Raw genomic sequence first — 23650 nt, 5'->3', positions numbered from 1 at the left:
CGGGCGGCAGCAGGCAAAGATTGTTATACTTTGGCCCGTTTCCGGCCCTGCGCGCACGTCTCCAGGACGTCCCGCGGCCGGCTGCCTCGCGCGTGGCCGCGCGCGCGGGCGACCCGCAGCATTGCGGGCCCGAATATCTGAAACGCCCCGCATGCGGGCGCCTCCAGCGGAGATCGTCTTGGCCGTTTCCAACCTCGTCGTGGACGATACACAACAAACCGACGCCGCTGCCGCTTCGTCGGGCAGCTCGTTTTATCTGGCGATGCGCATCCTGCCCGCCGCGCAGCGCGACGCCATGTACCAGGTGTACGCGTTCTGCCGCGCCGTGGACGACATCGCGGACAGCGACCTGCCGCGCGCCGAACGCGCGGCGGGGCTCGACCGCTGGCGCGCCGACATCGACGCGTGCTACGCCGGTACGCCGCCCGCGGCGCTGGCGTCGCTGACGCGGCAGATCCATACGTTCGGCCTGCGCCGCGACGACTTCCACGCGATGATCGACGGCATGGCGATGGACGCCGCCGAAGACATCTGCGCGCCCGACGAAGCGACGCTCGATCTCTACTGCGACCGCGTGGCGAGCGCGGCGGGCCGCCTGTCGGTGAGGATATTCGGGATGGACGAGGCGCCGGGCATCGCGCTGTCGCACCACCTGGGCCGCGCGCTGCAGCTCACGAACATCCTGCGCGATATCGACGAGGACGCGGACATCAACCGCTGCTACCTGCCGCGCGAGCTGCTCGCGCGCGAAGGCATCGGGGCGACGAACCCACACCGGATCGCGGCCGATCCGGCGCTGCCGGGCGTATGCGCGACGCTCGCCGAGCGGGCGAAGCAGCATTTCGCGCAAGCCGACGCGATCATGGACGCGGCGCCGCGTGCCCACGTGAAGGCTCCGCGCATCATGTCGGGCGTCTATCGCGTGCTGCTCGAACGCACCCTCGCGCGCGGTTTCGACCTGCCGCGCACGAAAGTCAGCAAGCCGAAAGCGCGGCTGATGTGGATCGTCGCGCGCTACGCGCTGTTCTGATGCCACTGAGGCTCGTCCACGTGATCGGCGCGGGGCTCGCGGGCCTCGCGGCGGCGGTGCGGCTGCAGCGGCGCGGCGTGCAGATCGCGCTTTACGAGGCGGCTTCGCAGGCGGGCGGACGGTGCCGCTCGTATTACGACCGCACGCTCGGCGCGACGCTCGACAGCGGTAATCACCTGATGCTGGCGGGTCACGCGGCGATCGTCGACTACGCGCGCGCGATCGGTGCGGCCGACGAGCTCGTCGGTCCGGCGCAGCCCGGCTTCGCGTTCATGGATCTTGCGGCGCACGCACGCTGGAGCGTGCGCTTCTCGCGCAGCCGCGTGCCGTTCTGGATCGGCGACACGGATGCGCGCGTGCCGGGCACGAGGACCGCCGACTACCTCGCGCTGCTGCCGCTCCTGTTCGCCAAGCCGGGGCGCACGCTCGCGCAGAGCATGCGCTGCGACGGCACCTTGTGGGACCGGCTGCTGCGCCCGTTCTTTCTCGCGGCGCTCAATATCGAGCCACGCGGGGCGAGCGCCGAACTCGCGGCGACCCTGCTGCGCGAGGTGCTGGCGGCGGGCGGCGACGCCTTGCGGCCGCTCTTTGCGAAGAACGGCTTGTCGAGCGCGTTCGTCGATCCGGCCCTGCGCATGCTTCAGCACGGCGGCGCGGCCATCCGGCTCGACGCGCCGCTCAGGGAGATCGTGTACGACGACGCGGCGGGCCGCGTCGCCGCGCTCGATTTCGCGGCGGACCGCGTGGCGCTGGCCGAAGGCGAGGCGGTCGTGCTGGCCGTGCCGCCGGCGGCGGCCGCCGCGCTCGTGCCCGCGATCCAGACGCCGCGGCGCCACACGGCGGTTGTCTGCGTGCATTTCGCCGTGGAGCCGCCGCCGGGGCTCGCCACGCCGATGGCCCTCGTGCACGGCACGGCCGACTGGCTGATGGCCGCGCCCCGGCGCGTGTCGGCCACGATCCACGACGCCCAGGCGGTGCTCGACCTGCCGGCCGAAACGCTCGCCACCAGAGTCTGGGCAGACCTGGCCGCCGCGGCCACGCTGCCGCCCGACCCCTTGCCGCCCTGGCAGATCGTGGCCGAGCCGCGCGCGACCTTCGCGCCCGTGCCCGAAGAGGAGCTGCGCCGTCCCGCGACGCGCACCCGCTGGAACAACCTGATGCTTGCAGGCGACTGGACGGCTACCGGTCTGCCCGCGACGATCGAAGGCGCGATCCGCTCCGGCCGCAAGGCCGCGGATCTGCTGCTGACAGAAAATATGGAACGCCGATGAACGACCTTTCCCAAGCCATGCCGACCGAAGACCTCGCGAGCGGCCTCGCCACCGCCGCCGATCCGTCGGCCGACGTCGTGCCCGCAGTGTCAGCGATGGCACCTGCGATGGCACCCGCTGCGGCACCGGCCGACGCCCTCGACGCCGCGGTCATGCGCGCGACCGACGCGCTGCTCGCGCATCAGCAAGCCGACGGCCACTGGGTCTACGAGCTCGAAGCCGACGCGACGATCCCGGCCGAATACGTGCTGCTCGTCCACTACCTCGGCGAGACGCCGAACCTGAAGCTCGAACAGAAGATCGCGCGCTATCTGCGCCGCATCCAGTTGCCGGACGGCGGCTGGCCGCTCTTCACGGACGGCGCCATGGACGTGAGCGCGAGCGTGAAGGCCTATTTCGCGCTGAAGATGATCGGCGACGCGGAGGATGCCGAGCACATGGCGCGCGCGCGCCAGGCGATCCTCGCGGCGGGCGGCGCGGAAGCCGTGAACGTCTTCACGCGCATCCTGCTCGCGCTCTTCGGCGTGGTGACGTGGTACGCGGTGCCGATGATGCCGGTCGAGATCACGCTGCTGCCGAAGTGGTTCCCGTTCCACCTCTCGAAGGTGTCGTACTGGGCGCGCACGGTGATCGTGCCGCTGCTCGTGCTGAACGCGAAGCGCCCGGTGGCGAAGAATCCGCGCGGCGTGCGCATCGACGAGCTGTTCCACGGCGCGCCCGTTTCCACGGGCCTCAACAAGCGCGCGGGACACCAGAGCAAGGGCTGGTTCGCCTTCTTCCGCGCCGTGGACGGCGTGCTGCGCGTGGCCGATCCGCTCTTTCCGAACTACCTGCGCCAGCGCGCGATCGACGCGGCCGTGGCCTTCGTCGGCGAGCGCCTGAACGGCGAGGACGGCCTGGGCGCGATTTTCCCGGCCATGGCGAACAGCGTGATGATGTACGACGTGCTCGGCTATCCGGCCGATCACCCGCACCGCGCCATCGCTCGCCAGTCGGTCGAGAAGCTGCTCGTGATCCACGAGGACGAGGCCTATTGCCAGCCCTGTCTCTCGCCGGTGTGGGACACGTCGCTGGCCGCGCATGCCCTCCTCGAAACGGGCGAGGCCCGCGCCGAGGACGCTGCGCGCCGCGGTCTGGAATGGCTGCGCCCGCTGCAGATTCTCGACGTGCGCGGCGACTGGATCTCGCGCCGCCCCGACATTCGCCCGGGCGGCTGGGCCTTCCAGTACGCGAATCCGCACTACCCCGACGTGGACGACACGGCGGTCGTCGCGATGGCGATGCACCGCGTGGACGTGCTCGACAAGACCCGCTCGTACGACGAACCGATTGCCCGCGCGCGCGAATGGGTCGTGGGCATGCAGAGCAGCAACGGCGGCTGGGGCGCGTTCGAGCCGGAGAACACGCAGTACTACCTGAACAACATCCCGTTCTCGGACCACGGCGCGCTGCTCGATCCGCCCACGGTCGACGTTTCGGGCCGCTGCCTCTCGATGCTCGCGCAGCTCGGCGAGTTGCCGGCCGCGAGCGAGCCGGCGCGCCTCGCGTACCACTACATCCTCGAAGACCAGGAAGCCGACGGCAGTTGGTACGGCCGCTGGGGCATGAACTACATCTACGGCACGTGGACCGCGCTGTGCGCGCTGAACGCGGCCGGCCTCTCGCACGACGACCCGCGCATGAAGCGCGCCGTGAACTGGCTCGTGCAGATCCAGAACGAGGACGGCGGCTGGGGCGAGGACGGCACGAGCTACAAGCTCGACTACCGTGGCTACGAACGCGCGCCGAGCGTGGCGTCGCAGACGGCGTGGGCGCTGCTCGGCCTGATGGCGGCCGGTGCGGTGAACCACCCGGCGGTGGCGCGCGGCATCGAATGGCTGCAGAGGGAGCAGCGCGAGCACGGCCTCTGGGACGAAACGCGCTTCACGGCAACGGGCTTTCCGCGCGTGTTCTATCTGCGCTACCACGGCTATCGCAAGTTCTTCCCGCTGTGGGCGCTCGCGCGCTATCGCAACCTCAAGCGCAGCGGCACGACGTTCGTGACGGTCGGAATGTGATGGCGGGGGCAGCGGCACCCATGCGCGCAGGCGCGACGCCTGCGCGGCCTGTTATCGCCGTCGCAGGCATGGCGTTCGAGGCGGCCATTGCGCAAGGCGATGGGCGCGACGGCGTCGTGGCGGTTTATGCGGCACGCGCCGATCTGCTCGAGCGCGCGCTGCAGGCGGCGCTCGATCGCGGCGCCTCGGGCATCGTGAGTTTCGGTACGGCAGGGGGGCTCGCACCCGATCTGGAGCCGGGCACGCTCGTCATTGCCGACGCCGTGGAAGGTCCGTTCGGCCGGATCGCCACCGACCCCGCCTGGACGGCGCGGCTTGCCGGGGCGCTGGCGGCGTCGCCGCTCGCGGCGCGCGTGCGGCGCGGCGTGGAGGCGGCGGTCACGGCCCCGCTGACCGGCGCGAGCGAGAAGGCCTTGTTGCATCGCTCGACGGACGGCGCGCTCGCCGTCGACATGGAATCGCACCTGGCGGCGGCCGCCGCCGCCGAACGCGGGCTGCCGTTCGCGGTATGCCGCGCGATTGTCGACCCGGCCTGGCGCAGCCTGCCGAAGGCGGCGATGGCCGGCCTGCGCGACGATGGCACGACGGCCGTGCTGCCGGTCCTGCGCGAGCTTGCGCGCGCGCCGTTGCAGCTCGGCGGCCTGCTGCGCGTCGCCGCCGACGCCAAGGCTGCGCGGCAGACGCTCGCCGCCGCGCGGCGCGCGCTGGCGGCCTCTGGCGCGCTCTTTCCCGCCTGATTCATCCGGAATATTGAAATCCTAGGGAAAACCCTTATTTTTGTTATGATTTAGGTGTTAACCCTGATTTTTCGATGTTGTACGGGGTCGGATCAAATTGCCGGGAGTTGCCAATCATGAATTTTCACACTCGCAAGTGGGTCAAGCCTGAAGACCTGAATCCGAACGGCACGCTGTTCGGCGGCAGCCTGCTGCGCTGGATCGACGAAGAAGCCGCCATCTACGCCATTTGCCAGTTCGACAATCAGCGCGTGGTGACGAAGTTCATCTCGGAGATCAACTTTGTCAGCTCCGCGCGCCAGGGCGACATCATCGAGCTCGGGATGACGGCTACGGACTTCGGCCGCACGTCGATCACGCTGCGCTGCGAAGTGCGCAACAAGATCACGCGCAAGAGCATCCTGACGATCGAAAAGATGGTGTTCGTGAACCTTGGCGAAGACGGCAAGCCCGCGCCGCATGGACGCGAGCGCATCCGCTACGCCGACGAAGCCTATGCGCGCTATCGTCAGACCGCCCACGCGGCGGCCGATGCGGCCATCGAGCCGAGCGAAGCGGACGCGGTGCACTGACACGCTTGCTCTTTCGGCTGCGTTCCGAAACCGGAAAAGAAAAAACCTCGGCAGACGTTATGTCTGTCGAGGTTTTTACATCGTCGAAACCGATCTCGCAACGCGTCAGGGCGCGGAGGCCGGAGCCGGTGCAGCGGGCCTGGTGACGGCATTCGCGGCACTGTCGGCCGACGCGGCAGCAGGTGCCTGGGCGGCAGCGCCCGAAGCGGCCGCCGCAGCCGATGCCACCGCTGGCGCAGCCGCCGTGGCCGCGCCTGACGCGGCACCGGGAGCCGCGGCGCCCGTAACGGCACCGGCCGTGCCCGCACCGCCCGCAGCAGCGCCAGCCGCCGCCGTGCCGCTCGCGCCCGATTTGCCCGGGTCGTAGTAATCCGGCAGACCGTTGTTCGCCCCGCCCTTGTCTGCGCCTTTGCCTCCTGTCGCGCTCGAGCCCTCGGCGCCGCCCGTATTGCCCGTATCGCCCGGATCCTCGTAGTTCGGTAGCCCGTTCGAATTGCCGGGGCTGGCGGAACCCGACTGCCCCGGATCGCCATAGTTCGGCAGGCTCTGGTTGTCCGACTGCGAGCCGCGCAGCAGCGATTCGCGCTGCTGGCGGTAGGCATCGCGCACGAACGAGTACTTGTCGAGCGCCGCCTGCGAGAGCAGGTCGGTGGCGCCGAGCAGGTCCGCCCGCGTGCTGATGAACTGCGCGATGTAGAGCGGATTGCGCACGGCCGGCTCGATGTAGTTGAGCACGTTGAATTTCACGTCGACGGCCATGCCGATGCCGTCGCGCACGTCGCTCGGCCCGAACAGCGGCAGCACGAGATACGGCCCGGCGGGAATGCCGTAGCGCCCCATCGTGAGGCCGAAGTCCTGGTGGTGCTTCGGCAGCCCGGCGGGCGTCGCGAAGTCGACCAGACCGCCCACGCCGAAGGTCGTGTTCATCGCGAGGCGCATCAGGTCCTCGGTGGCGTCGGTGATCTTCAGTTGCAGCAGGTCGTTGGCGAAGTTGCTCACGTCGCCCAGGTTCGAAAAGAAGTTGCTGATCGCCTGGCGCAGCGGCTGCGGCGTCACCTTCGTATAGCCTTTCGCGACCGGCTGCGCGATGGTGCGGTCGATGACGTCGTTGAACTTGAAGATCGCGCGGTTCGCAGGCTCGAACGGGTCTTCCGGCTTGCGGTCGGGGCCCGTGGCGCAGCCCGACGCCGCGAGGAGCGTCAGGGTCGCCGCCGCCATGCCCAGCGCGGCTCGTTTGTTTTTCATTGGTCGATTCCCTGGAGTTGCGATCTTTTGCGTTTTGTCACGCGCGGTTTGCCCATCAGCACCGGCTGGAACACCACGGCGCCGATCAGCGTACAGAAGAGCGAGAGCGCGAGCAGCTTGCCCATGCTCGACGTACCCGGATGGTGCGAGAGCCAGAGGCTCCCGAACGCGGTGGCCGTGGTCGCCGCGGAAAACAGCACTGCGTGTGTGAGGCTCGAATGGAGCAGGCCCGTCTGGCCCTCGCGCCACGCCATCACGAAGTAGATCTTGAACGCGACGCCCACGCCCAGCATCAGCGGCAGCGCGATGATATTCGCGAAATTGAGCTGGATGCCGAGCACCACGCAAAGCTCCAGCGTCACGAGCGCCGAAACCAGCAGCGGGATGAGCGTGCGCAGCACGTCGCTGAACTGGCGCAGCGTGATCCACAGCAGGATGGTGATGAGCACGACGGACCAGGCCGCCGCCTCGAGAAACGCGAGGATGATCACGTTCGCCGAATGCAGGATCGAGATCGGCCCGCCGATGGCGCCCGGCTCCGCGGCCTTCACGGTGTCGGCAAAGCGCGCGAGCATTGGGTCGTCGTTCGGGTCGACGCCTGGCGGCACGCGCGGCGCGATCTCCACGATCGCCTGGCCCGTCGGCGCGATCCAGTCGCGCACCATCGCGGGCGGCAGCGTGTCGCGCGTGATCGGCGAGGGCTGCAACAGGCGCGCGAGCTGCGCGAGCGCGAGCTTCAGCGGCAGGCTGAAGGCCTGCTCGGCGCGATCGCGCGTGGCCGCGTCGGCGTTGGCGAGTTTCGCGAGCGCGGCGGACAGATGCGAGGCTTCCGCCGCACCGGGGCCCGGGTGATCGCCGGCCGCGAGCGCAAGCTGGTTCGCAGCGCGCTTGAGCGTTTCCACACGCACCGCGTCGGTGGCCGGCGCGGACGGCTGCTGCGTGAGCGCGGGCAGCAACTGCTGCGCGGCGCCGGAGATCAGCATGAGCTTCTGCTGCTGGTCGTCGGGGATCAGCGAGCTGAGCGTCGTGGCGCGCCCCACTTCCGGCAGCTTCGAGAGCTTCGCGGCGATCTGGTCGGCGCCGGCCAGCGTGGGCGCGAGCACGCTCACGTCGTTGATCGAGATGACGGGCGAATTCTTCAGCGCAATCAGCGTCGCCATCGACTCCGTGTGCGGGTCCTTCAGATGCAGCGGGTTGAAGTCGAAGCGCAGGTGCAGGAGGAGCGGCGTGGCGCCCACCACGACGATGAGCGTGCCGATCAGCACCGGCTTGCGGTGCGCCGCGAGCCAACGGTCCACCGGCGCGAGAAATGCGAAGCCGGGCGAGGCCTTTTCGCCGCGCGGCTTGAACACGCTGATGAGCGCGGGCATCACGGTCATGTTCGCGAAGTAGGCGACGAACATGCCCACCCCCGCGATCTGGCCGAGTTCGGAGAGCCCTTTGTAGGCCGTGGGCAGGAAGGAAAAGAAGCTTTCCGCCACGGCGATGGCCGCGAGCGTGAGCGGCACGCCGATCACGCGCGCCGTCTTGAGGAGGGCGGCGTCGAGCCGGTCGTCCTGGTAGCGCTCCTCTCGGTACTTCACGCCGAACTGCACGCCGAAGTCCACGCCAAGGCCGACGAACAGCACCATGAAGGCGACCGAGAGCATGTTGAGCGAGCCCACCATCATGAGACCGAGCGCGGCCGTGATGACGAGGCCGATCACGAGCGTGATGAGCACGGCGACGATCAGCTTGCCCGAGCGCAGCGCGAGCCAGAGGATCGCGAGCACGACGACGGCGGTGAGCGCGCCGTTGAACGCCGCACCGTCCTCCACCGAGGCGAATTCTTCGTCGGCGAGCGGCTGTTCGCCCGTCAGGCGCACGCGCGCGCCGTATTCGTTGTCGAGATGCAGCGACGCCGCGGTGGCGCGGATCGCCTGCGAGGCGCTCGCGCCCGCCTTCAGCGCCGCGAAATTCAGCACCGGCTGCACGGTCACGAACGCGAACGCGGGCTGCGTGGCCGAATCCTTGTCCACGAGCGCGCGCCACGAGAACGCGGCCGGCTTGCCGGCGAGCACCTGATCGACCGTGTCGGCGGCGCTGCCGAGCAGGTGCGCCATGTCGGGCAGTTTCACCTGGCCGATCGTGAGCGGCAGCAGCAGCGTGGTCGTGAGCGTGCCGGCCAGACCGGTGAGGCTCGGGTCTTTAGCGAGCTGGTTGACGAGCGGGCGGGCCTGCACGAGCTGGCCCGTGGTCGAGAGCACCTCGGCCGTGGACGGGAACAGGAGGCCGTTGTGCTCGAAGAACGGGCCGCCCGCGGGCTGCGAGACCGCGCTGAATTCGCGCGAGTCCTGCTTGAGCGCGTCGGCGAGCTTGTCGGCGGCGGCGTCCGCGAGTTCGGGCGCGTTGGCCTCGACGACCACGAGCAGCGACTGGCCGCGCTGCGGGAAGGCTTTATCGATGGCGTCGCCGAGCGCGGACCATTGGGCGTCGTTTTCGACGAGGCCGCTGACGTCCGTGTTGATCTTGAAATGTTTGACGACGTATACGCCGCAAAGCGCGGCCAGTACGAGCGCGAGTGCAATGACCCACGCCGCGCGGCGCACCGACCAGGCGACGAGGTGAACGATGAATGGCTTCAGCATACAGGCGAGGGGGCCCTGTCCATGACGGTTTTTTTTCTGGCGAAGCGCGTCAGTATACCGGCACCGCCCATTGCGGCGCGGCTTGCACACACGGGGGGGCGCCGGCAAAGCCGTTATACTGGGCCGGCCGGCCCGCGAGTAGCCCGCGAGAAGCGCGGCGGCCCGGCGCTTGAATCTTACTTCCCGATGAGCGTATGAAACGTTATTTCACTGCATTTGTCGCCGCTGCTGCCTTTGTGTCGGGTTCCGCCTGGGCCCAGAGTTCGCCGGACGCGATCGTCAAGGATGCCGTAGAAGGCACCGTCAAGGCGATGCAGGCCGACCCGCAGGCGCGCGGCGGCGACATGGCGAAGATCACCGAGACGGTCCAGACCCATTTTGTGCCGGCCACCGATTTCCAGCGCACCACGCGCATTGCCATCGGCAAGGCCTGGACGACGGCCACGCCCGACCAGCAGCAAAAGCTCTATGAGCAATTCCAGCTCCTGCTCGTGAAGACCTACGCGGCTTCGCTCTCGCAGTTGCGCGATACGCAGGTGACCTTCAAGTTCCTGCCCTCCAGCACGGGCGCGGGCGCGAAGGACACGGTCGTGCAGTCGCACGTCCTCAGCAACGGCGGCGACGACGCCATCGACTACCGGCTCGAACGCACGGCTTCGGGCTGGAAGATCTACGACATCAACATGATGGGCGCCTGGCTGATCCAGGTGTACCAGACGCAGTTCGCCGACCAGATCGCCAAGGGCGGCATCGACGGCCTCATCAAGTTCCTCGTCGATCACAACGCGCGCACCTGACGCGCTTCCTGCTTTCCTCCGGGCGGCCGTTACCGGCCGCCCACCCGCCTTGCTCTCACTTCCTGCGGTTTTCCACCGCGAACTTGATCAGCTCCGCCTGGCCGTCGATATCGAGCTTGAGGTTGAGCCGGTGCGTCTCCACGGTGCGCACCGAAAGCCCGGTACGCTGCGCGATCTGCTTGCTCGAAAGGCCTTGCGCCAGGGCGTCGAGGATGTCGCGCTCGCGCGGCGTTAGCCGTTCGATGGGCGCCTCTTTCGCCGATGCCTGGATCATGCGCGCGCCCAGGCCCGCGCTGAACCAGGTATGTCCCGCGAGGACGGCCTCGATCGCACGGACGATTTCCGCGGACGGCGAATCCTTCAGCACATAGCCGCTCGCGCCCGCGCGCACCGCCGCGGTCACGTATTCCACGTTGTCGTGCATCGAAAGCATGAGCACCCGGATGGCCGGAAAGCGCTCGTGGAAGAGGCCCGCGAGCGCGATGCCGTTCATCCCGGCCATGCCGACGTCCATCAGCACGAGGTCGGGTTCGACGGCGGCCGCGAGGGCGATGGCCTCGTCGGCATTGCCGGCCTCGCCCGCCACTTCGAGGCCCGCGACCGCTTCGAGCCGCGCACGCAGGCCGTCGCGCACGAGCGGATGGTCGTCGACGAGCACGAGGCGCGCCGGCCTGGATGTGTCGTGGTTCATGGCGTTGCTTTTCCTGCTGATGGCATGGCTTCCGCGGGTTTTTCCACCCCTTCCCGGGCGGCAGCCGCAACCGGCACCCACGCGGTCAGGACCGTGTGGCCGGGCTGCGAGCTAAGCGTGAGCTGGCCGCCGAGCGGCTCCAGCCGCTCGCGCATGTTGCGCAGGCCCAGGCCCGCGCGGGGATCGGCCTGGGCTTGCGCGACATCGAATCCGCGCCCGTTGTCGGCCACGACCAGCGTTACGCCGCCGTTGGTCACGTCGAGCGTGAGGGCCGCGCGCGGGGCCTGCGCGTGGCGCACGATGTTCGTGAGCGCCTCCTGGGCGATGCGAAAGAGCACCGTGTTCACGGCATCGGGCAGTGGCGCGGCACGCGCCTTGGGCGGCGGCGCGGGCGCGCCGGTCTGCGCGAAGACGATCTGCACGCCCGATTCCTCGCCGAGCTCGCGCGTGAGTTGTTCGAGCGCGGCGGCGAGACCCAGGTCGTCGAGCATCGCGGGACGCAGTGCGTGCGAGATGCGGCGCACCTCGCGCAATGTTTCGGAAAGGCGCGTGAGGCCGGTGGCGAGCGAGGCCTCGGCGGCCGGCACGCGAGCCTCGCCTCGCTCGAAGCGCGCGAGCGCCGATTCGAGCAGCAGCTTCACGGACACCAGCATCTGGCTGATACCGTCGTGCAGTTCGCGCGACAGCCGCGCGCGCTCCTGCTCCTGCGACTCGACCACCTGCTGGGCGAGGCGCTTGAGCCTGGCGTCGGCGCTGCGGTGCTCGCTCACGTTGAGCACGAGCGCGCCGAGCGCGATCACGGCGACGCCCGAGAGCGCGATCACGCCGAGCCACAGCAGCGTGCGTTCGATATTGGCCGTGGCGCGCTCGTCGATGTGCGCGAGCGTCGAATCGACGTCGTCGAGATAGATGCCGGTGCCCACCATCCAGCCCCAGCGCGACAGCGGCACGACGTAGCCGAGCTTCGGCGCGAGGCGGCCCGTGGAGGGCCGATGCCACTGGTAGCGCACGTAGCCGCCACCGCGCGAGGCCGCGGCGATGAGCTGCTGGATCGTCAGTGCGCCTTGCGGGTCGCGCAGGTCCCACAGGTTGCGGCCGACCAGATCGGGCTCGCGCGGATGCATCAGCGAACGGCCGTGCAGGTCGTAGACGAAGAAATAGCCGTCCGGGCCGAAGTCCATTTTCTGCAGCACGGTCAACGCTTCGCGCTGGCGGGCGGCGATCTCCCCGGGTGTTGCATCGGCCGGGGCGTCGTAGAGCGGCGCGATCGCGCTCGTGGCGAGCTCGACATAGTGGCGCAGCTCGATTTCCTTGCTCGTCAGATATGTCGCCTGCAGGGTCGCGTGCTGCGTCTGCGCGAGCGTGGTGGCCTGCTGCCGCACGCCGATGCCGATGCCGGCGATGGCGGCGAGAAACGGCACGACCGCGAGCAGAAAGATCTTCGTCTTCAGGCGGTCGTTGAAGAAAAATGGGGCAGGCATGGCGAAGGTCGAGCGCGGGGTGAGCAAGCATAACCGCGTGCGCCGCACCATGCAGGGAAATCGTTGTATATGTTCCCATCCTGAACGATCCGACTGGAACTTGCCGATGCCCCTTCGTCCCCTGCTCGCCTGTTTTGCCGCATCGGCCGTGCTGCTCGTTGCCGCCTGTGGCGGCAACGCATACAACCCTCCCGGCCATCCTGCCGCCACCGCGGCGCCGCTCGTCATCGCGCATCGCGGCGGCACCGGCGACGCGCCCGAGAACACGCTGGCGGCCATCCGCATGGCGATTGCGAACCACGCCGACATGATCTGGCTGACCGTTCAGTTGAGCCGCGACGGCGTGCCGGTGCTGTACCGCCCCGCGGACCTTTCGGCGCTTACCGACGCGAGCGGCCCGGTCGCTTCGAAGACCGCGGCCGAACTGGCGGGCGTCAATGCGGGCTGGCGGTTCGCGACGAAGGACGCAGCCGGCAACATGATTTATCCCTACCGCGCCGCGCCGGTCGGCATCCCCACGCTGGCGGCGGCGCTGGCCGGGATCCCGCCCGGCATTCCCGTGATCCTCGACATGAAGGCGTTGCCGGCGCGGCCCCAGGCCGCCGCCGTGGCGCGCGTGCTGACCGCCGGTGAGGCCTGGGGGCGCGTGCGCCTCTATTCGACCGAAGCGGCGTACCAGCAGGCCTTTGCCGCCTGGCCGCAGGCGCGGCTATTCGAGTCGCGCGACGCGACGCGCGAGCGCCTGGCGACGGTTGCCCTGGCACGAGCGTGCGAGGCGCCACCGCCTGCCGGAACGTGGGCCGCATTCGAATTCCGCCGCCAGGTGGATCTCGTGGAGCGCTTCACCTTGGGCGAAGGTCGCTCGGCAGTGAACGACGCCACGTTATGGAGCGCGTCCGCCGTCCAGTGCTTTCGCACGCATCCCGACGTTCACCTCGTCGCCATCGCCGTCAACAGCGCCGCCGACTACAAGGCCGCCGCCTGCGCGGGCGTCGACGCCGTTCTCGCCGATTCGCCGAAACAGATGGTGCCGGTGCGCGAATCGCTCAGGCGCGGCTATACGTGCCCTTGAACGCGTCCTTGCTACGTATTTTTACGTAGGACGCTTACGTAATTCTCCGGTTGTGGGCGCCTGGGCGAAGGCCAATACTACGGGGCCGCCGCATGGTGCAGCTACGCCATGCGCCGCACCGAAATCCGCTACGCTGCTTCAGGCCTGATTCAGGCACGACGCGCATCGGGGCCCGGTCCGAATCCGGGGAATCGCGCGCGTAAACACCGCGCATAAACACAAACAACAAGGAGACGCCATGAGTCGGGCATCCAGTTTCGTCGTCTGGACGATCGTCGCGCTGCTGGGCGCGTTCGCGTTCGGCACCATCGCGCTCGCGCACGGCGAGCGCATCAGCGCACTCTGGATCGTGGTCTGCGCGATCTGCGTCTATCTGATCGCCTACCGCTTCTACAGTCGCTTCATCGCGAGCGCCGTACTGCAGCTCGACGGTCTGCGCATGACGCCGGCCGTGCGCCACAACGACGGGCTCGACTACGTGCCCACCAACAAATACGTGCTGTTCGGCCACCACTTCGCGGCGATCGCGGGCGCGGGGCCGCTGGTGGGCCCGGTGCTGGCCGTGCAGATGGGCTACATGCCCGGCATGATCTGGATTCTCGCGGGCGTGGTGTTCGCGGGCGCCGTGCAGGACTTCGTGGTGCTGTTCCTTTCCACGCGCCGCGACGGCCGCTCGCTCGGCGACCTCGTGAAGATGGAGCTCGGGCCGGTGCCCGGCGTGATCGCCCTCTTCGGCACCTTCCTCATCATGATCATCATCCTCGCGGTGCTGGCACTGATCGTGGTGAAGGCGCTCACGAACTCGCCGTGGGGCACGTTCACCGTCGCCGCGACGATCCCCATCGCGATCTTCATGGGTCTGTACGTGCGCTACATTCGCCCCGGCAAGATCGGCGAAATCTCGGTCATCGGCTTCGTGCTGCTGATGGCCTCCATCGCGTTCGGCCAGCACGTGCACGACTCGCCCGCGCTCGCCGCGATGTTCACGTTCACGGGCATCCAGCTCACGTGGATCCTGATCGGCTATGGCTTCGTCGCCTCGGTGCTGCCGGTGTGGCTGCTGCTCGCGCCGCGCGACTACCTTTCGACGTTCCTGAAGATCGGCACGATCCTCGCGCTCGCCATCGGTATCCTGATCGTCGCGCCGGAGCTCAAGATGCCGGCCTTCACGAAGTTCATCGACGGCACGGGCCCGGTCTGGTCGGGCAGCCTGTTCCCGTTCCTCTTCATTACGATCGCGTGCGGCTCGGTCTCGGGCTTCCACGCGCTGATTTCGTCGGGCACGACGCCCAAGCTGCTCGATAACGAGACCAACGCGCGCTTTATCGGCTATGGCGCGATGCTGATGGAGTCGTTCGTCGCGATCATGGCGCTCGTGGCCGCTTCGGTGATCGAGCCGGGCGTGTACTTCGCGATGAACGCGCCGCTCGCCGTGCTCGGCACGACGCCCGACGCGGTTGCCCACACGGTCGGCACCTGGGGCTTCGCGCTCACGCCCGACATGCTCACGCAGACGGCGCACGCCGTGGGCGAGACGACCATCGTCGCGCGCGCGGGCGGCGCCCCGACGCTGGCGGTGGGCATGGCGCAGATCCTGCACCAGGTGATAGGCGGCGAAGCGATGATGGCCTTCTGGTATCACTTCGCCATCCTCTTCGAAGCGCTCTTTATTCTCACCGCCGTCGACGCGGGCACGCGCGCGGGCCGCTTCATGCTGCAGGATTTGCTCGGCACGTTCCATCCTTCGCTCAAGCGCACCGAGTCGCTGCCCGCGAACCTGATCGCCACCGCGCTGTGCGTGGCGGCTTGGGGCTACTTCCTCTACCAGGGCGTGGTCGACCCGCTGGGCGGCATCAATACGCTGTGGCCGCTCTTCGGCATTTCGAACCAGATGCTGGCGGGTATCGCGCTGATGCTGGCCACCGTCGTGCTGTTCAAGATGAAGCGCGAGAAGTTCGCCTGGGTCACGGTGCTGCCTACGATCTGGCTGCTCATCTGCACGCTGACGGCCGGCTGGCAGAAGATCTTCGACAGCAATCCCAAGGTGAGTTTCGTCGCGCATGCGCAGAAGCTTTCCGCCGCGCTCGCGGAAGGCCAGATCGTCGGGCCCGCGAAGTCGCTCGAACAGATGCAGCGCATGATCTTCAACGACTACGTGGATGCGGCGCTTTCGGGGCTCTTTATTTTCGTGGTGGTGAGCATTGTCGTGTACGGGCTGATCTCGATTGCGCGTGCGCGCCGGGTCGATCGTCCGACCACACAGGAAACGCCCTATGAGCCGATGCCGGCCGGCGCGGGGTTGGCCCAGCGCGTGGGCGGCGCACATTAACGGAGGCGAGGCGCATCATGTTCTCGGGACTGCGTGACAACGTGCAAACGGCCGGCCGCTATCTGGGGCAGGCCATGCGCCTGATGGTCGGTCTGCCGGACTACGAAGGATATGTCGCTCATATGCGCGCGACCCATCCGGACCGGCCAGTGATGACCTACGAGGAATTCTTCCGCGAACGGCAGAACGCGCGGTACGGCTCGGGGGCGGGGAAATGCTGCTGATGTGCCGCTAGCTGCGCGTGACAGAAAGCGCAACGGGCCGGTGTCCGTTGCGCTTATTTTTTGTCCTTGCCTCAGCGCCAGCGGGCCGCTTCGCCGGAAACCCGTAATCGTGCTGCGTAGGCGCCATGGCGCCATCTCGCGATTCGACCTCTGTCCGTGATCGTGCCACGCGGGGCGAAAGGAACGGGATCTCCGCGAGCTATCTATCCGTCCCCGACCTGTTGCCTTGCACAAAAGTTGACTTTTGATGCGATACGGGCTTACCCGAATGCAAAAAAGTATCAGTCGGCGGTCTTATTTTCAGTGGTGGGATGGCGCTCGCATGGGTAACTTTCAGGTCATGGCGGCGTTCGACAGCAACGCGAGCCCGACAACAAGGAACGAACCGCCGCAGGAGGAAGACAGATGCAAGCCACGGAGGACGCGGCGCCCAGGGATGGCCGCAAGACCTGGATCGACAAGCCGGACCTGGAACTGGTGGCCGTGCCGCGCGACGAGTCGTTCAAGGTGTGGTCGCACGGCTATCCCTATCGCACGGTGCGCTGGCATTTTCACCCCGAGTACGAGATCCACCTCATCACGTCGACCGTGGGCAAATACTTCGTCGGCGATCACATCGGCAATTTCGCGCCCGGCAATCTCGTGATGGTGGGACCGAACCTGCCGCACAACTGGGTCAGCAGCGTGCCGCAGGACGAACGTGTGGACGAACGGTGTCTCGTGCTGCAATTCGATGCCGGGTTCATCGCACGCACGAGCGAGGCGTTTCCCGAATTCCGCCGCGTGGAGCCCCTGCTCGAGGCCTCGCGCTCGGGCCTGCTGTTCCCGTCGAGAACGGGCGCGATTGCCGAACCGGTCATGCGCGAGATGCTGGGTGCGCAAGGGCTGCGGCGCATCGTGCTGTTCATGGCGCTTTTCGATCTGCTCGGCCGCAGTGCCGAGCCCGTGAAGCTCGCGAGCGACGCGTACCGCGCCGACCCCACGCGCTACGCCGGCACGCGCATCAATCACGTACTGGGCTTCATCGGCAAGAACCTCTCGCAGGAGCTGCGCGAGACGGAGCTGGCCGAACTGGCGGGGCAAAGCGTCAGCGCCTTTTCCCGCTACTTCCGCCGGCATACGGGCGTGCCTTTCGTGCAGTACGTGAACCGTCTGCGCATCAATCTCGCATGCCAGCTACTTCTATCAGGTGAACTGAGCATCACCGACATCTGCTATCAGGTCGGCTTCAATAATCTGTCGAATTTCAACCGCCAGTTCCTGCAGCTCAAGCAGATGTCACCTTCGCGCTGGAGAGCGTGGCAACAGTTGAACGCGGCCAGCGCGGCCGCCGACGCGCACGCGCCCGGCTAGCTCACGACAACAGGCCGTGCCGACACGCCGGGCTCAGGTCTTGCGGCGGTGGGCAAGGCTTGTCTGCGGTCCCCCGATAGCCATGGCGGCATCGGCATTTTTCCAACAACGGAGACACCTCATGACCCGACTTTCGACCCCTCTGATCGGCGCCGCCATAGTGACCCTGGCGCTGACCGGCACGACCGCGGCGCTGGCCGCGCCGAGCGGCACCGTGGCCTTTCTGATGCCCGATCACGCCTCGACCCGCTACGAGCAGCACGATTTCCCCGGCTTCAAGGCCGAAATGGCGAAGCTCTGCGCGGGCTGCAAGGTGCTCTACCAGAACGCGAATGCCGACGCCGCGATGCAGCAGCAGCAGTTCAATTCGGTGATCGCGCAGGGGGCGAAGGTGATCGTGCTCGATCCGGTGGATTCCACCGCGGCTGCGTCGCTGGTCCATATGGCGCAGAGCCAGGGCATCAAGGTGATCGCCTATGACCGGCCGGTGCCCTCCACACCCGCCGACTATTACGTCTCGTTCGACAACGAAGAGATCGGCAAATCGATCGCCCAGTCGCTCGTGCAGCACCTGAAGGACGCGGGCGTTGCCACGGGCAAGGGCGGCGTGCTGGAGGTCAACGGCTCGCCGACCGATGCGGCCGCGGGGCTCATCAAGAAGGGCATTCACGAAGGCCTGGAAGGCAGCGGCTACAAGACGCTCGCCGAGTACGACACGCCCGAATGGGCGCCGCCCAAGGCCCAGCAATGGGTGAGCGGGCAAATCACGCGCTTCGGCTCGCAGATCGTGGGCGTCGTGGCCGCCAACGACGGCACGGCGGGCGGCACCATCGCCGCCTTCAAGGCAGCCGGCGTCAACCCGGTGCCGCCCGTGACGGGCAACGACGCGACGCTCGCCGGCCTGCAGCTGATCGTTTCGGGCGACCAGTACAACACGATCCTCAAACCGAGCGAGATCGTCGCGGCGGCGGCCGCGAAGGTGGCGGTGGGCTTCCTCTCGGGCGACAAGCCGAAGGGCGAGACCAGCCTCTTCAATACGCCGACGCAGCTCTTCAAGCCCGCCGTGATCACCGCGAAGAACATCAAGGCGGAGGTCGTGGACAAGGGCTTTGCCAGCGCCAAAGACCTGTGCGCGGGCCGCTATGCCGACGGCTGCAAGAAGCTGGATATCGCGAACTGATCAGGTTTGCAGATGAACGGGGGCTGGCGCGAGCCGGCCCCCGCCTGAAGCAATCCGGAAGCCCTCCGGAAGCAAAAGAGCAGGGACTACCATGACTGAGAACCCCACATCACGCGCGGCGCCGGGCGAGCTCGTGCTGAGTTTGCGCGGCGTTTCCAAGCACTTCGGCGCCGTCTCGGCCCTCACCGACATCGAGCTCGACGTGCATGCGGGCGAAGTGGTCGCCCTCGTCGGCGACAACGGCGCCGGCAAATCGACGCTCGTGAAGATCCTGGCCGGCGTCCATCAGCCGAGCGCGGGAACGATCACGTTCCGCGGCCAGCAGGTCACGCTGTCCGATCCCGCCACGGCGCTCGATCTGGGCATTGCCACCGTGTTCCAGGATCTCGCGTTGTGCGAAAACCTGGACGTGGTCGCGAACATCTTCCTCGGCCGCGAGCTGAGCCCGATACGGCTCGACGAAGTCCAGATGGAAGTGCGCGCGTGGACGCTCCTCAACGAGCTCTCGGCGCGCATTCCGAACGTGCGCGACGTGGTCGCCTCGCTCTCGGGCGGGCAACGTCAGACCGTGGCGATCGCTCGCTCGCTGTTGCTGGACCCGAAGCTGATCATGCTCGACGAGCCCACCGCCGCGCTGGGCGTGGCGCAGACGGCCGAGGTGCTGAACCTGATCGAGCGGGTGCGCGCGCGCGGCCACGCGGTGATCATGATCAGCCACAACATGGAAGACGTGCGCGCCGTGGCGGACCGGATCGTGGTGCTGCGCCTTGGCCGCAACAACGGCGTCTTCTATCCCGATTCATCCAACGCGGAACTGGTGGCCGCCATCACCGGCGCGACCGAGAATGCCGTCTCGCGCCGCGCGGGCCGGCGCCAGGCGCAACAGGACATGCAATGAGAGGTGCGATCATGAGCAAGGAAACCCAGGACGCCACGCCGCCGTCCCCGCTGCTCGACCGCAGCGATGTACGCGTGAAGCACGCCACCGGTATCGGCGAAAGCCTCTCCGCCTTCGTCGACCGGATCCGGTCGGGCGACCTCGGCTCGCTGCCGGTCATCGTGGGTCTCGTCATCATCTGGACCGTGTTCACGAGCCTGAACCCGGTCTTTCTTTCCGCCGACAACCTCGTGAACCTGCTGTTCGACTGCTCGACGGTCGGGGTCATTTCGCTCGGCATCGTCTGCGTGCTGCTGGTGGGCGAGATCGACCTTTCGGTGGGCTCGATGAGCGGCTTCGCCTCCGCGCTCGTGGGCACGCTTTGGGTCAACGAAGGCTGGCCCGTGCTGCTCGCCATCGTGGCCGCCGTGGTCGTCGGGGCACTGATCGGCGCGCTCTACGCGTTGCTGCTGAACCGTCTGGGCATGCCGAGCTTCGTTTCCACGCTGGCGGGCCTGCTCGCTATCCTCGGCATGCAGCTCTACGTCCTCGGCGCCGACGGCTCGATCAACCTGCCCTATGGTTCGACCGTGGTGAACTTCGGACAACTGATGATCATTCCTGCGTTCGTCTCGCACGCGCTCGCGCTGCTGCCGGGCCTCGCGATCGTGCTGATCGGGCTACGCACGCGCGAGCGCCGCCGCGCGGCCCGTCTTTCGGCGCCCTCGGTAGGCAGCCTGCTCGCGCGCGGCGTGGTCATCACCGTGTTCCTCGAACTCGTCGTGAGCTATCTCGACCGGGGGCGCGGCGTGCCGCTGATGTTCGGCCTTTTCCTCTTTCTCGCCGTCGCCATGAATTACGCGCTCATGCGCACGCGCTGGGGCCGTTCGATGAACGCCGTGGGCGGCAATCGCGAAGCCGCGCGCCGCGCCGGTATCAACGTCCACCGCATCTACACCAGCGCCTTCATGCTCTGCGCGGGCCTCGCCGCGCTCGGCGGCGTGCTCACGGCCGCGCGGCTCGCCTCGGCGAGCCAGCAGGCCGGTACCGGCGACGTGAACCTGAACGCCATCGCGGCGGCCGTGATCGGCGGCACGAGCCTGTTCGGCGGGCGCGGCAGCGCGTGGTCGGCCGTACTCGGCATCATCGTGATCCAGTCGATCGCGAGCGGCCTCACGCTGCTGAATCTGTCTTCCTCGCTGCGCTTCATGATCACCGGCGCGGTGCTGGCGATCGCGGTGATCGTCGACTCGCTGGCCCGGCGCTCGCGTGTCACGCACGGCCGCGCGTAATTCCCTGCATCCTGGAGAGTCGTCCATGTCTGAATCGATGAATGGAAAAGTGGCCGCCATCACGGGCGCGGCATCGGGTATTGGCCTCGAATGCGCGCGCACGCTCGTGACCGAGGGCGCGAAGGTCGTGCTGATCGACCGCGCCAAAGAGCGGCTCGAAGCCTGCTGCGCCGAACTGGGGCCGAACGCGCTCGCCTTGCAGGTGGACCTGCTGCAGCCTGCCGAGGTGTCCGCGATGCTGCCGAAGATCCTCCAGCTCGCGGGCGGTCTCGACATCTTCCATGCGAACGCGGGCGCCTATATCGGCGGCGAGGTCGTGAACGGCAATCCCGACGACTGGGACCGCATGCTGAACCTCAATATCAACGCGGCGTTCCGCTCCGTGCATGCGGTGCTGCCGCATCTGGTCGCGCAGAAGTCGGGCGACATCGTCTTCACGAGTTCGATTGCGGGCATCGTGCCGGTGGTGTGGGAGCCTATCTACACGGCCTCGAAGTTCGCCGTGCAGGCCTTCGTTCACACCACGCGCCGCCAGGTGGCGAAGCACGGCGTGCGGGTGGGCGCGGTGGCGCCGGGGCCCGTCGTCACGGCGTTGCTCGACGACTGGCCGAAGGCCAAAATGGAAGAGGCGCTGGCCTCGGGCAGCCTGATGCAGCCGAAAGAGGTCGCCGACGCGGTACTCTTCATGCTGACGCGGCCGCGCAACGTGACCATCCGCGATCTCGTGATCCTGCCCAACAGCGTGGATCTCTGAGCACGTGCGCCGCCTTCTTTTCTCCTGACATGCAAACAGCGATGAGCACAGACAATCCGGCTGCAAGCGCGACCGCAGGCGTACCGCACGGCACGCGCTACGCGATAGGCGTGGACGTGGGCACAGGCAGCGCCCGCGCGGGCATCTTCGATCCCTCGGGTGCGATGGTGGCCTCGGCGAAGCACGACATCACCGTGTTTCACGCGAGCGGCGCGATCGTCGAACAGTCGAGCACGGAGATCTGGAGCGCCGTCTGCCGCGCCGTGAAAGACGCGCTCGCGGCAGCGGCCCTTGCGCCCGACGCGATCGCCGGGATCAGCTTCGACGCCACCTGCTCGCTGGTCGTGCTGGGCGAGGGCGGCCGGCCCCTGCCGGTGGGGCCGACCGAGAAGGACGAGCGCGACATCGTCGTCTGGATGGACCATCGCGCGGTCGGGCAGGCGCAACGCATCAACGAGACGGGACACGCGGTGCTCGAGTTCGTGGGCGGCACGATCTCGCCGGAGATGGAAACGCCCAAGCTGCTCTGGCTGCTCGAAAACCGGCCCCATGTGTTCGAAGCCGCCTGGCAGTTCTTCGATCTGACCGACTTCCTGACCTGGCGCGCGAGCGGCGATCTCGTGCGCTCCACCTGCACCGTCACCTGCAAGTGGACCTACCTCGCCCACGAACGGCGCTGGGACGAAAGCTACTTCCGCGCGGTGGGTCTTGGCGTGCTGGCCGACGAAGGCTTTGCGCGCATCGGGCAGCGCGTCGTGGAGCCCGGCACGCCGCTCGGCGGCGGGCTGACCGCGCAGGCCGCGGCGGAACTGGGCCTGAGGGCGGGCACACCGGTTGCTGCGGGCGTGATCGACGCGCACGCCGGGGGCATCGGCACGGTGGGCGCGGACGGCGCGCCCGAGTCCTGCCTTGCCTATGTCTTCGGTACCTCGTCGTGCACGATGACGACCACACGCGAACCGGTCTTCGTGCCGGGCGTCTGGGGGCCGTACTTCTCGGCGATGGTGCCGCAGGCGTGGCTCAACGAAGGCGGCCAGTCGGTGGCCGGGGCGGCGATCGAGCGGCTGCTGGCGATGCATCCGCTGGCCGCCGAAACGCAGCGCCGCGCCCAGGAAGCGGGGCAGTCGCTGCCGGCACTGCTCGCCGGTCTTGCTGTGCAGGCCTCCGACGATCTTTCGGCGGCGGTCGGGCTCGCGCACGGTTTGCATGTCGTGCCCGAATTCCTCGGCAACCGCGCGCCGTTTGCCGATCCCCACGCGAGAGCGGTGATCGCGGGGCTCGGGATGGAGACGGACCGGGACAGCCTTGTCGCGCTCTATATCGCCGGGATTTGCAGCATTGGCTACGGGCTGCGCCAGATTATCGAAGCGCAGACCGCGGCCGGCGCGCCGATCGAGCGGATCGTGATCAGCGGCGGCGCGGGGCGGCTCGCGCTCGTGCGCCAGTTGCTGGCCGATGCGACGGGCAAGCCCGTGCTCGCGACCGAGGCGGAAGAGCCCGTGCTGCTGGGCGCGGCGATGCTGGGCGCCGTGGCGGGCGGGCTTTGCGAGGACGTGCGCGCCGCCATGGCGAAGATGTCGCGGATCGGTAAGATCCATGCGCCCGCGAGGGGTGAGACGGCGGCCCTGCACGACGCGCGGTATGACGCGTTCAGGCAGTTGCAGGGCGTGGCGAGGGCCATACGTTAGTGCGGTCAATGCGGTTAATACGGTCAATGCGGCCGGCACGACCCGAAGCACGCGACCTGAAGGCTAGCCTTCCCCGGTCAGCCGGCTCAGCAAATGACTGAGGCGGCGGGCTTGCGTGTGCATGATCCCCGGCGTCAGGGCGATCTGCTGCACCCGGTCGAACCAGTAGCGACGGCCGAAGACGGCGACGTGATTGTCGGCTGCGATGGCGGCTTCGAGATGCGCGATGGCATCGTCGAGATTTTGTACCGTATAGGGGCTTTCGCCCGCGAGCCACGTTTTCATGTTCGATGGGGGAGTCACAGTGCGCGCACTGTGATCGGCAAGCTTCGGGTGCATGTGCGTGCCCTGTCTGGTTTCGCCTGTCCAATGC

20 protein-coding genes are annotated in these 23650 nt (G+C 67.9%); 15 read left to right on the top strand and 5 right to left on the bottom strand.

All coding sequences use genetic code 11. The annotated features are described in order from the left end of the window. Window positions 1-178 precede the first annotated feature (178 nt). The 5 genes from hpnD (at window position 179) to V8683_RS19400 (ending at window position 5667) form a co-directional block, all read left to right on the top strand. Entirely contained in the window at window positions 179-1030 is an 852-nt protein-coding gene (gene hpnD / locus V8683_RS19420; RefSeq protein ID WP_411191925.1) for a presqualene diphosphate synthase HpnD, read from the top strand. Further along, complete coding sequence (gene hpnE, locus V8683_RS19415; protein WP_411191926.1) at window positions 1030-2301, top strand: hydroxysqualene dehydroxylase HpnE; 1272 nt, start codon at window positions 1030-1032, stop codon at window positions 2299-2301. The genes hpnD and hpnE overlap by 1 nt, the downstream gene beginning before the upstream one ends. Next, window positions 2298-4358, top strand: a complete 2061-nt coding sequence (gene shc / locus V8683_RS19410) for a squalene--hopene cyclase (protein WP_411191927.1) — start codon at window positions 2298-2300, stop codon at window positions 4356-4358. The genes hpnE and shc overlap by 4 nt, the downstream gene beginning before the upstream one ends. Before the next feature lie 20 nt (window positions 4359-4378). Continuing rightward, window positions 4379-5095, top strand: coding sequence for a phosphorylase (locus tag V8683_RS19405; RefSeq protein WP_411191928.1), 717 nt, complete (start codon window positions 4379-4381; stop codon window positions 5093-5095). A gap of 116 nt (window positions 5096-5211) precedes the next feature. After that, complete coding sequence (locus V8683_RS19400) at window positions 5212-5667, top strand: acyl-CoA thioesterase (RefSeq protein ID WP_411191929.1); 456 nt, start codon at window positions 5212-5214, stop codon at window positions 5665-5667. 105 nt (window positions 5668-5772) lie between these two features. On the opposite strand, the gene V8683_RS19395 is transcribed toward V8683_RS19400, so the two are convergent. After that, window positions 5773-6912 (bottom strand): MlaA family lipoprotein, encoded by a 1140-nt coding sequence (locus V8683_RS19395; RefSeq protein WP_411191930.1) that lies wholly within the window; start codon window positions 6910-6912, stop codon window positions 5773-5775. Further along, window positions 6909-9539, bottom strand: coding sequence for a hopanoid transporter HpnN (gene hpnN / locus V8683_RS19390; RefSeq protein ID WP_411191931.1), 2631 nt, complete (start codon window positions 9537-9539; stop codon window positions 6909-6911). Before hpnN ends, V8683_RS19395 begins: the two co-directional genes overlap by 4 nt. A gap of 194 nt (window positions 9540-9733) precedes the next feature. Between hpnN and V8683_RS19385 the strand changes: the two genes are divergently transcribed. Next, window positions 9734-10336, top strand: coding sequence for an MlaC/ttg2D family ABC transporter substrate-binding protein (locus tag V8683_RS19385; RefSeq protein WP_411191932.1), 603 nt, complete (start codon window positions 9734-9736; stop codon window positions 10334-10336). Between the two features lie 55 nt (window positions 10337-10391). On the opposite strand, the gene V8683_RS19380 is transcribed toward V8683_RS19385, so the two are convergent. Both V8683_RS19380 and V8683_RS19375 read right to left on the bottom strand, forming a co-directional pair. Continuing rightward, entirely contained in the window at window positions 10392-11027 is a 636-nt protein-coding gene (locus V8683_RS19380; protein ID WP_411191933.1) for a response regulator, read from the bottom strand. Then, entirely contained in the window at window positions 11024-12508 is a 1485-nt protein-coding gene (locus tag V8683_RS19375; protein WP_411191934.1) for a cache domain-containing protein, read from the bottom strand. Before V8683_RS19375 ends, V8683_RS19380 begins: the two co-directional genes overlap by 4 nt. A 106-nt stretch (window positions 12509-12614) precedes the next feature. Between V8683_RS19375 and V8683_RS19370 the strand changes: the two genes are divergently transcribed. From V8683_RS19370 to V8683_RS19330, 9 genes are all read left to right on the top strand, one after another. After that, a complete protein-coding gene (locus tag V8683_RS19370) occupies window positions 12615-13580 on the top strand; it encodes a glycerophosphodiester phosphodiesterase family protein (protein WP_411191935.1) in 966 nt (321 codons plus the stop codon). A 238-nt stretch (window positions 13581-13818) separates the two neighbouring features. After that, entirely contained in the window at window positions 13819-15909 is a 2091-nt protein-coding gene (locus V8683_RS19365) for a carbon starvation CstA family protein (RefSeq protein WP_411191936.1), read from the top strand. Between the two features lie 17 nt (window positions 15910-15926). Beyond that, window positions 15927-16133 carry a YbdD/YjiX family protein gene (locus V8683_RS19360; protein WP_321911701.1) on the top strand — a complete coding sequence of 69 codons (207 nt, stop codon included), beginning with the start codon at window positions 15927-15929 and terminating at the stop codon, window positions 16131-16133. 405 nt (window positions 16134-16538) lie between these two features. After that, window positions 16539-17486, top strand: a complete 948-nt coding sequence (locus V8683_RS19355) for an AraC family transcriptional regulator (RefSeq protein ID WP_411191937.1) — start codon at window positions 16539-16541, stop codon at window positions 17484-17486. A 121-nt stretch (window positions 17487-17607) separates the two neighbouring features. Beyond that, entirely contained in the window at window positions 17608-18666 is a 1059-nt protein-coding gene (locus V8683_RS19350) for an ABC transporter substrate-binding protein (RefSeq protein WP_411191938.1), read from the top strand. Window positions 18667-18757: 91 nt separating this feature from the next. Further along, complete coding sequence (locus V8683_RS19345; protein WP_411191939.1) at window positions 18758-19564, top strand: ATP-binding cassette domain-containing protein; 807 nt, start codon at window positions 18758-18760, stop codon at window positions 19562-19564. A gap of 11 nt (window positions 19565-19575) precedes the next feature. Continuing rightward, entirely contained in the window at window positions 19576-20835 is a 1260-nt protein-coding gene (locus V8683_RS19340) for a sugar ABC transporter permease (RefSeq protein ID WP_411191940.1), read from the top strand. Window positions 20836-20860: 25 nt separating this feature from the next. After that, window positions 20861-21589 carry an SDR family oxidoreductase gene (locus V8683_RS19335; RefSeq protein ID WP_411191941.1) on the top strand — a complete coding sequence of 243 codons (729 nt, stop codon included), beginning with the start codon at window positions 20861-20863 and terminating at the stop codon, window positions 21587-21589. 41 nt (window positions 21590-21630) lie between these two features. After that, complete coding sequence (locus tag V8683_RS19330; RefSeq protein ID WP_411191942.1) at window positions 21631-23277, top strand: FGGY-family carbohydrate kinase; 1647 nt, start codon at window positions 21631-21633, stop codon at window positions 23275-23277. A 63-nt stretch (window positions 23278-23340) separates the two neighbouring features. Here the strand turns inward: V8683_RS19330 and V8683_RS19325 are convergent, their stop codons facing one another. Beyond that, window positions 23341-23616, bottom strand: a complete 276-nt coding sequence (locus tag V8683_RS19325) for a hypothetical protein (protein ID WP_411191943.1) — start codon at window positions 23614-23616, stop codon at window positions 23341-23343. Window positions 23617-23650 lie beyond the last annotated feature (34 nt).

The sequence above is a fragment of the Paraburkholderia sp. AV2 genome (genome assembly GCF_054968425.1).
This window is presented reverse-complemented; position numbering and strand designations above follow the sequence as displayed.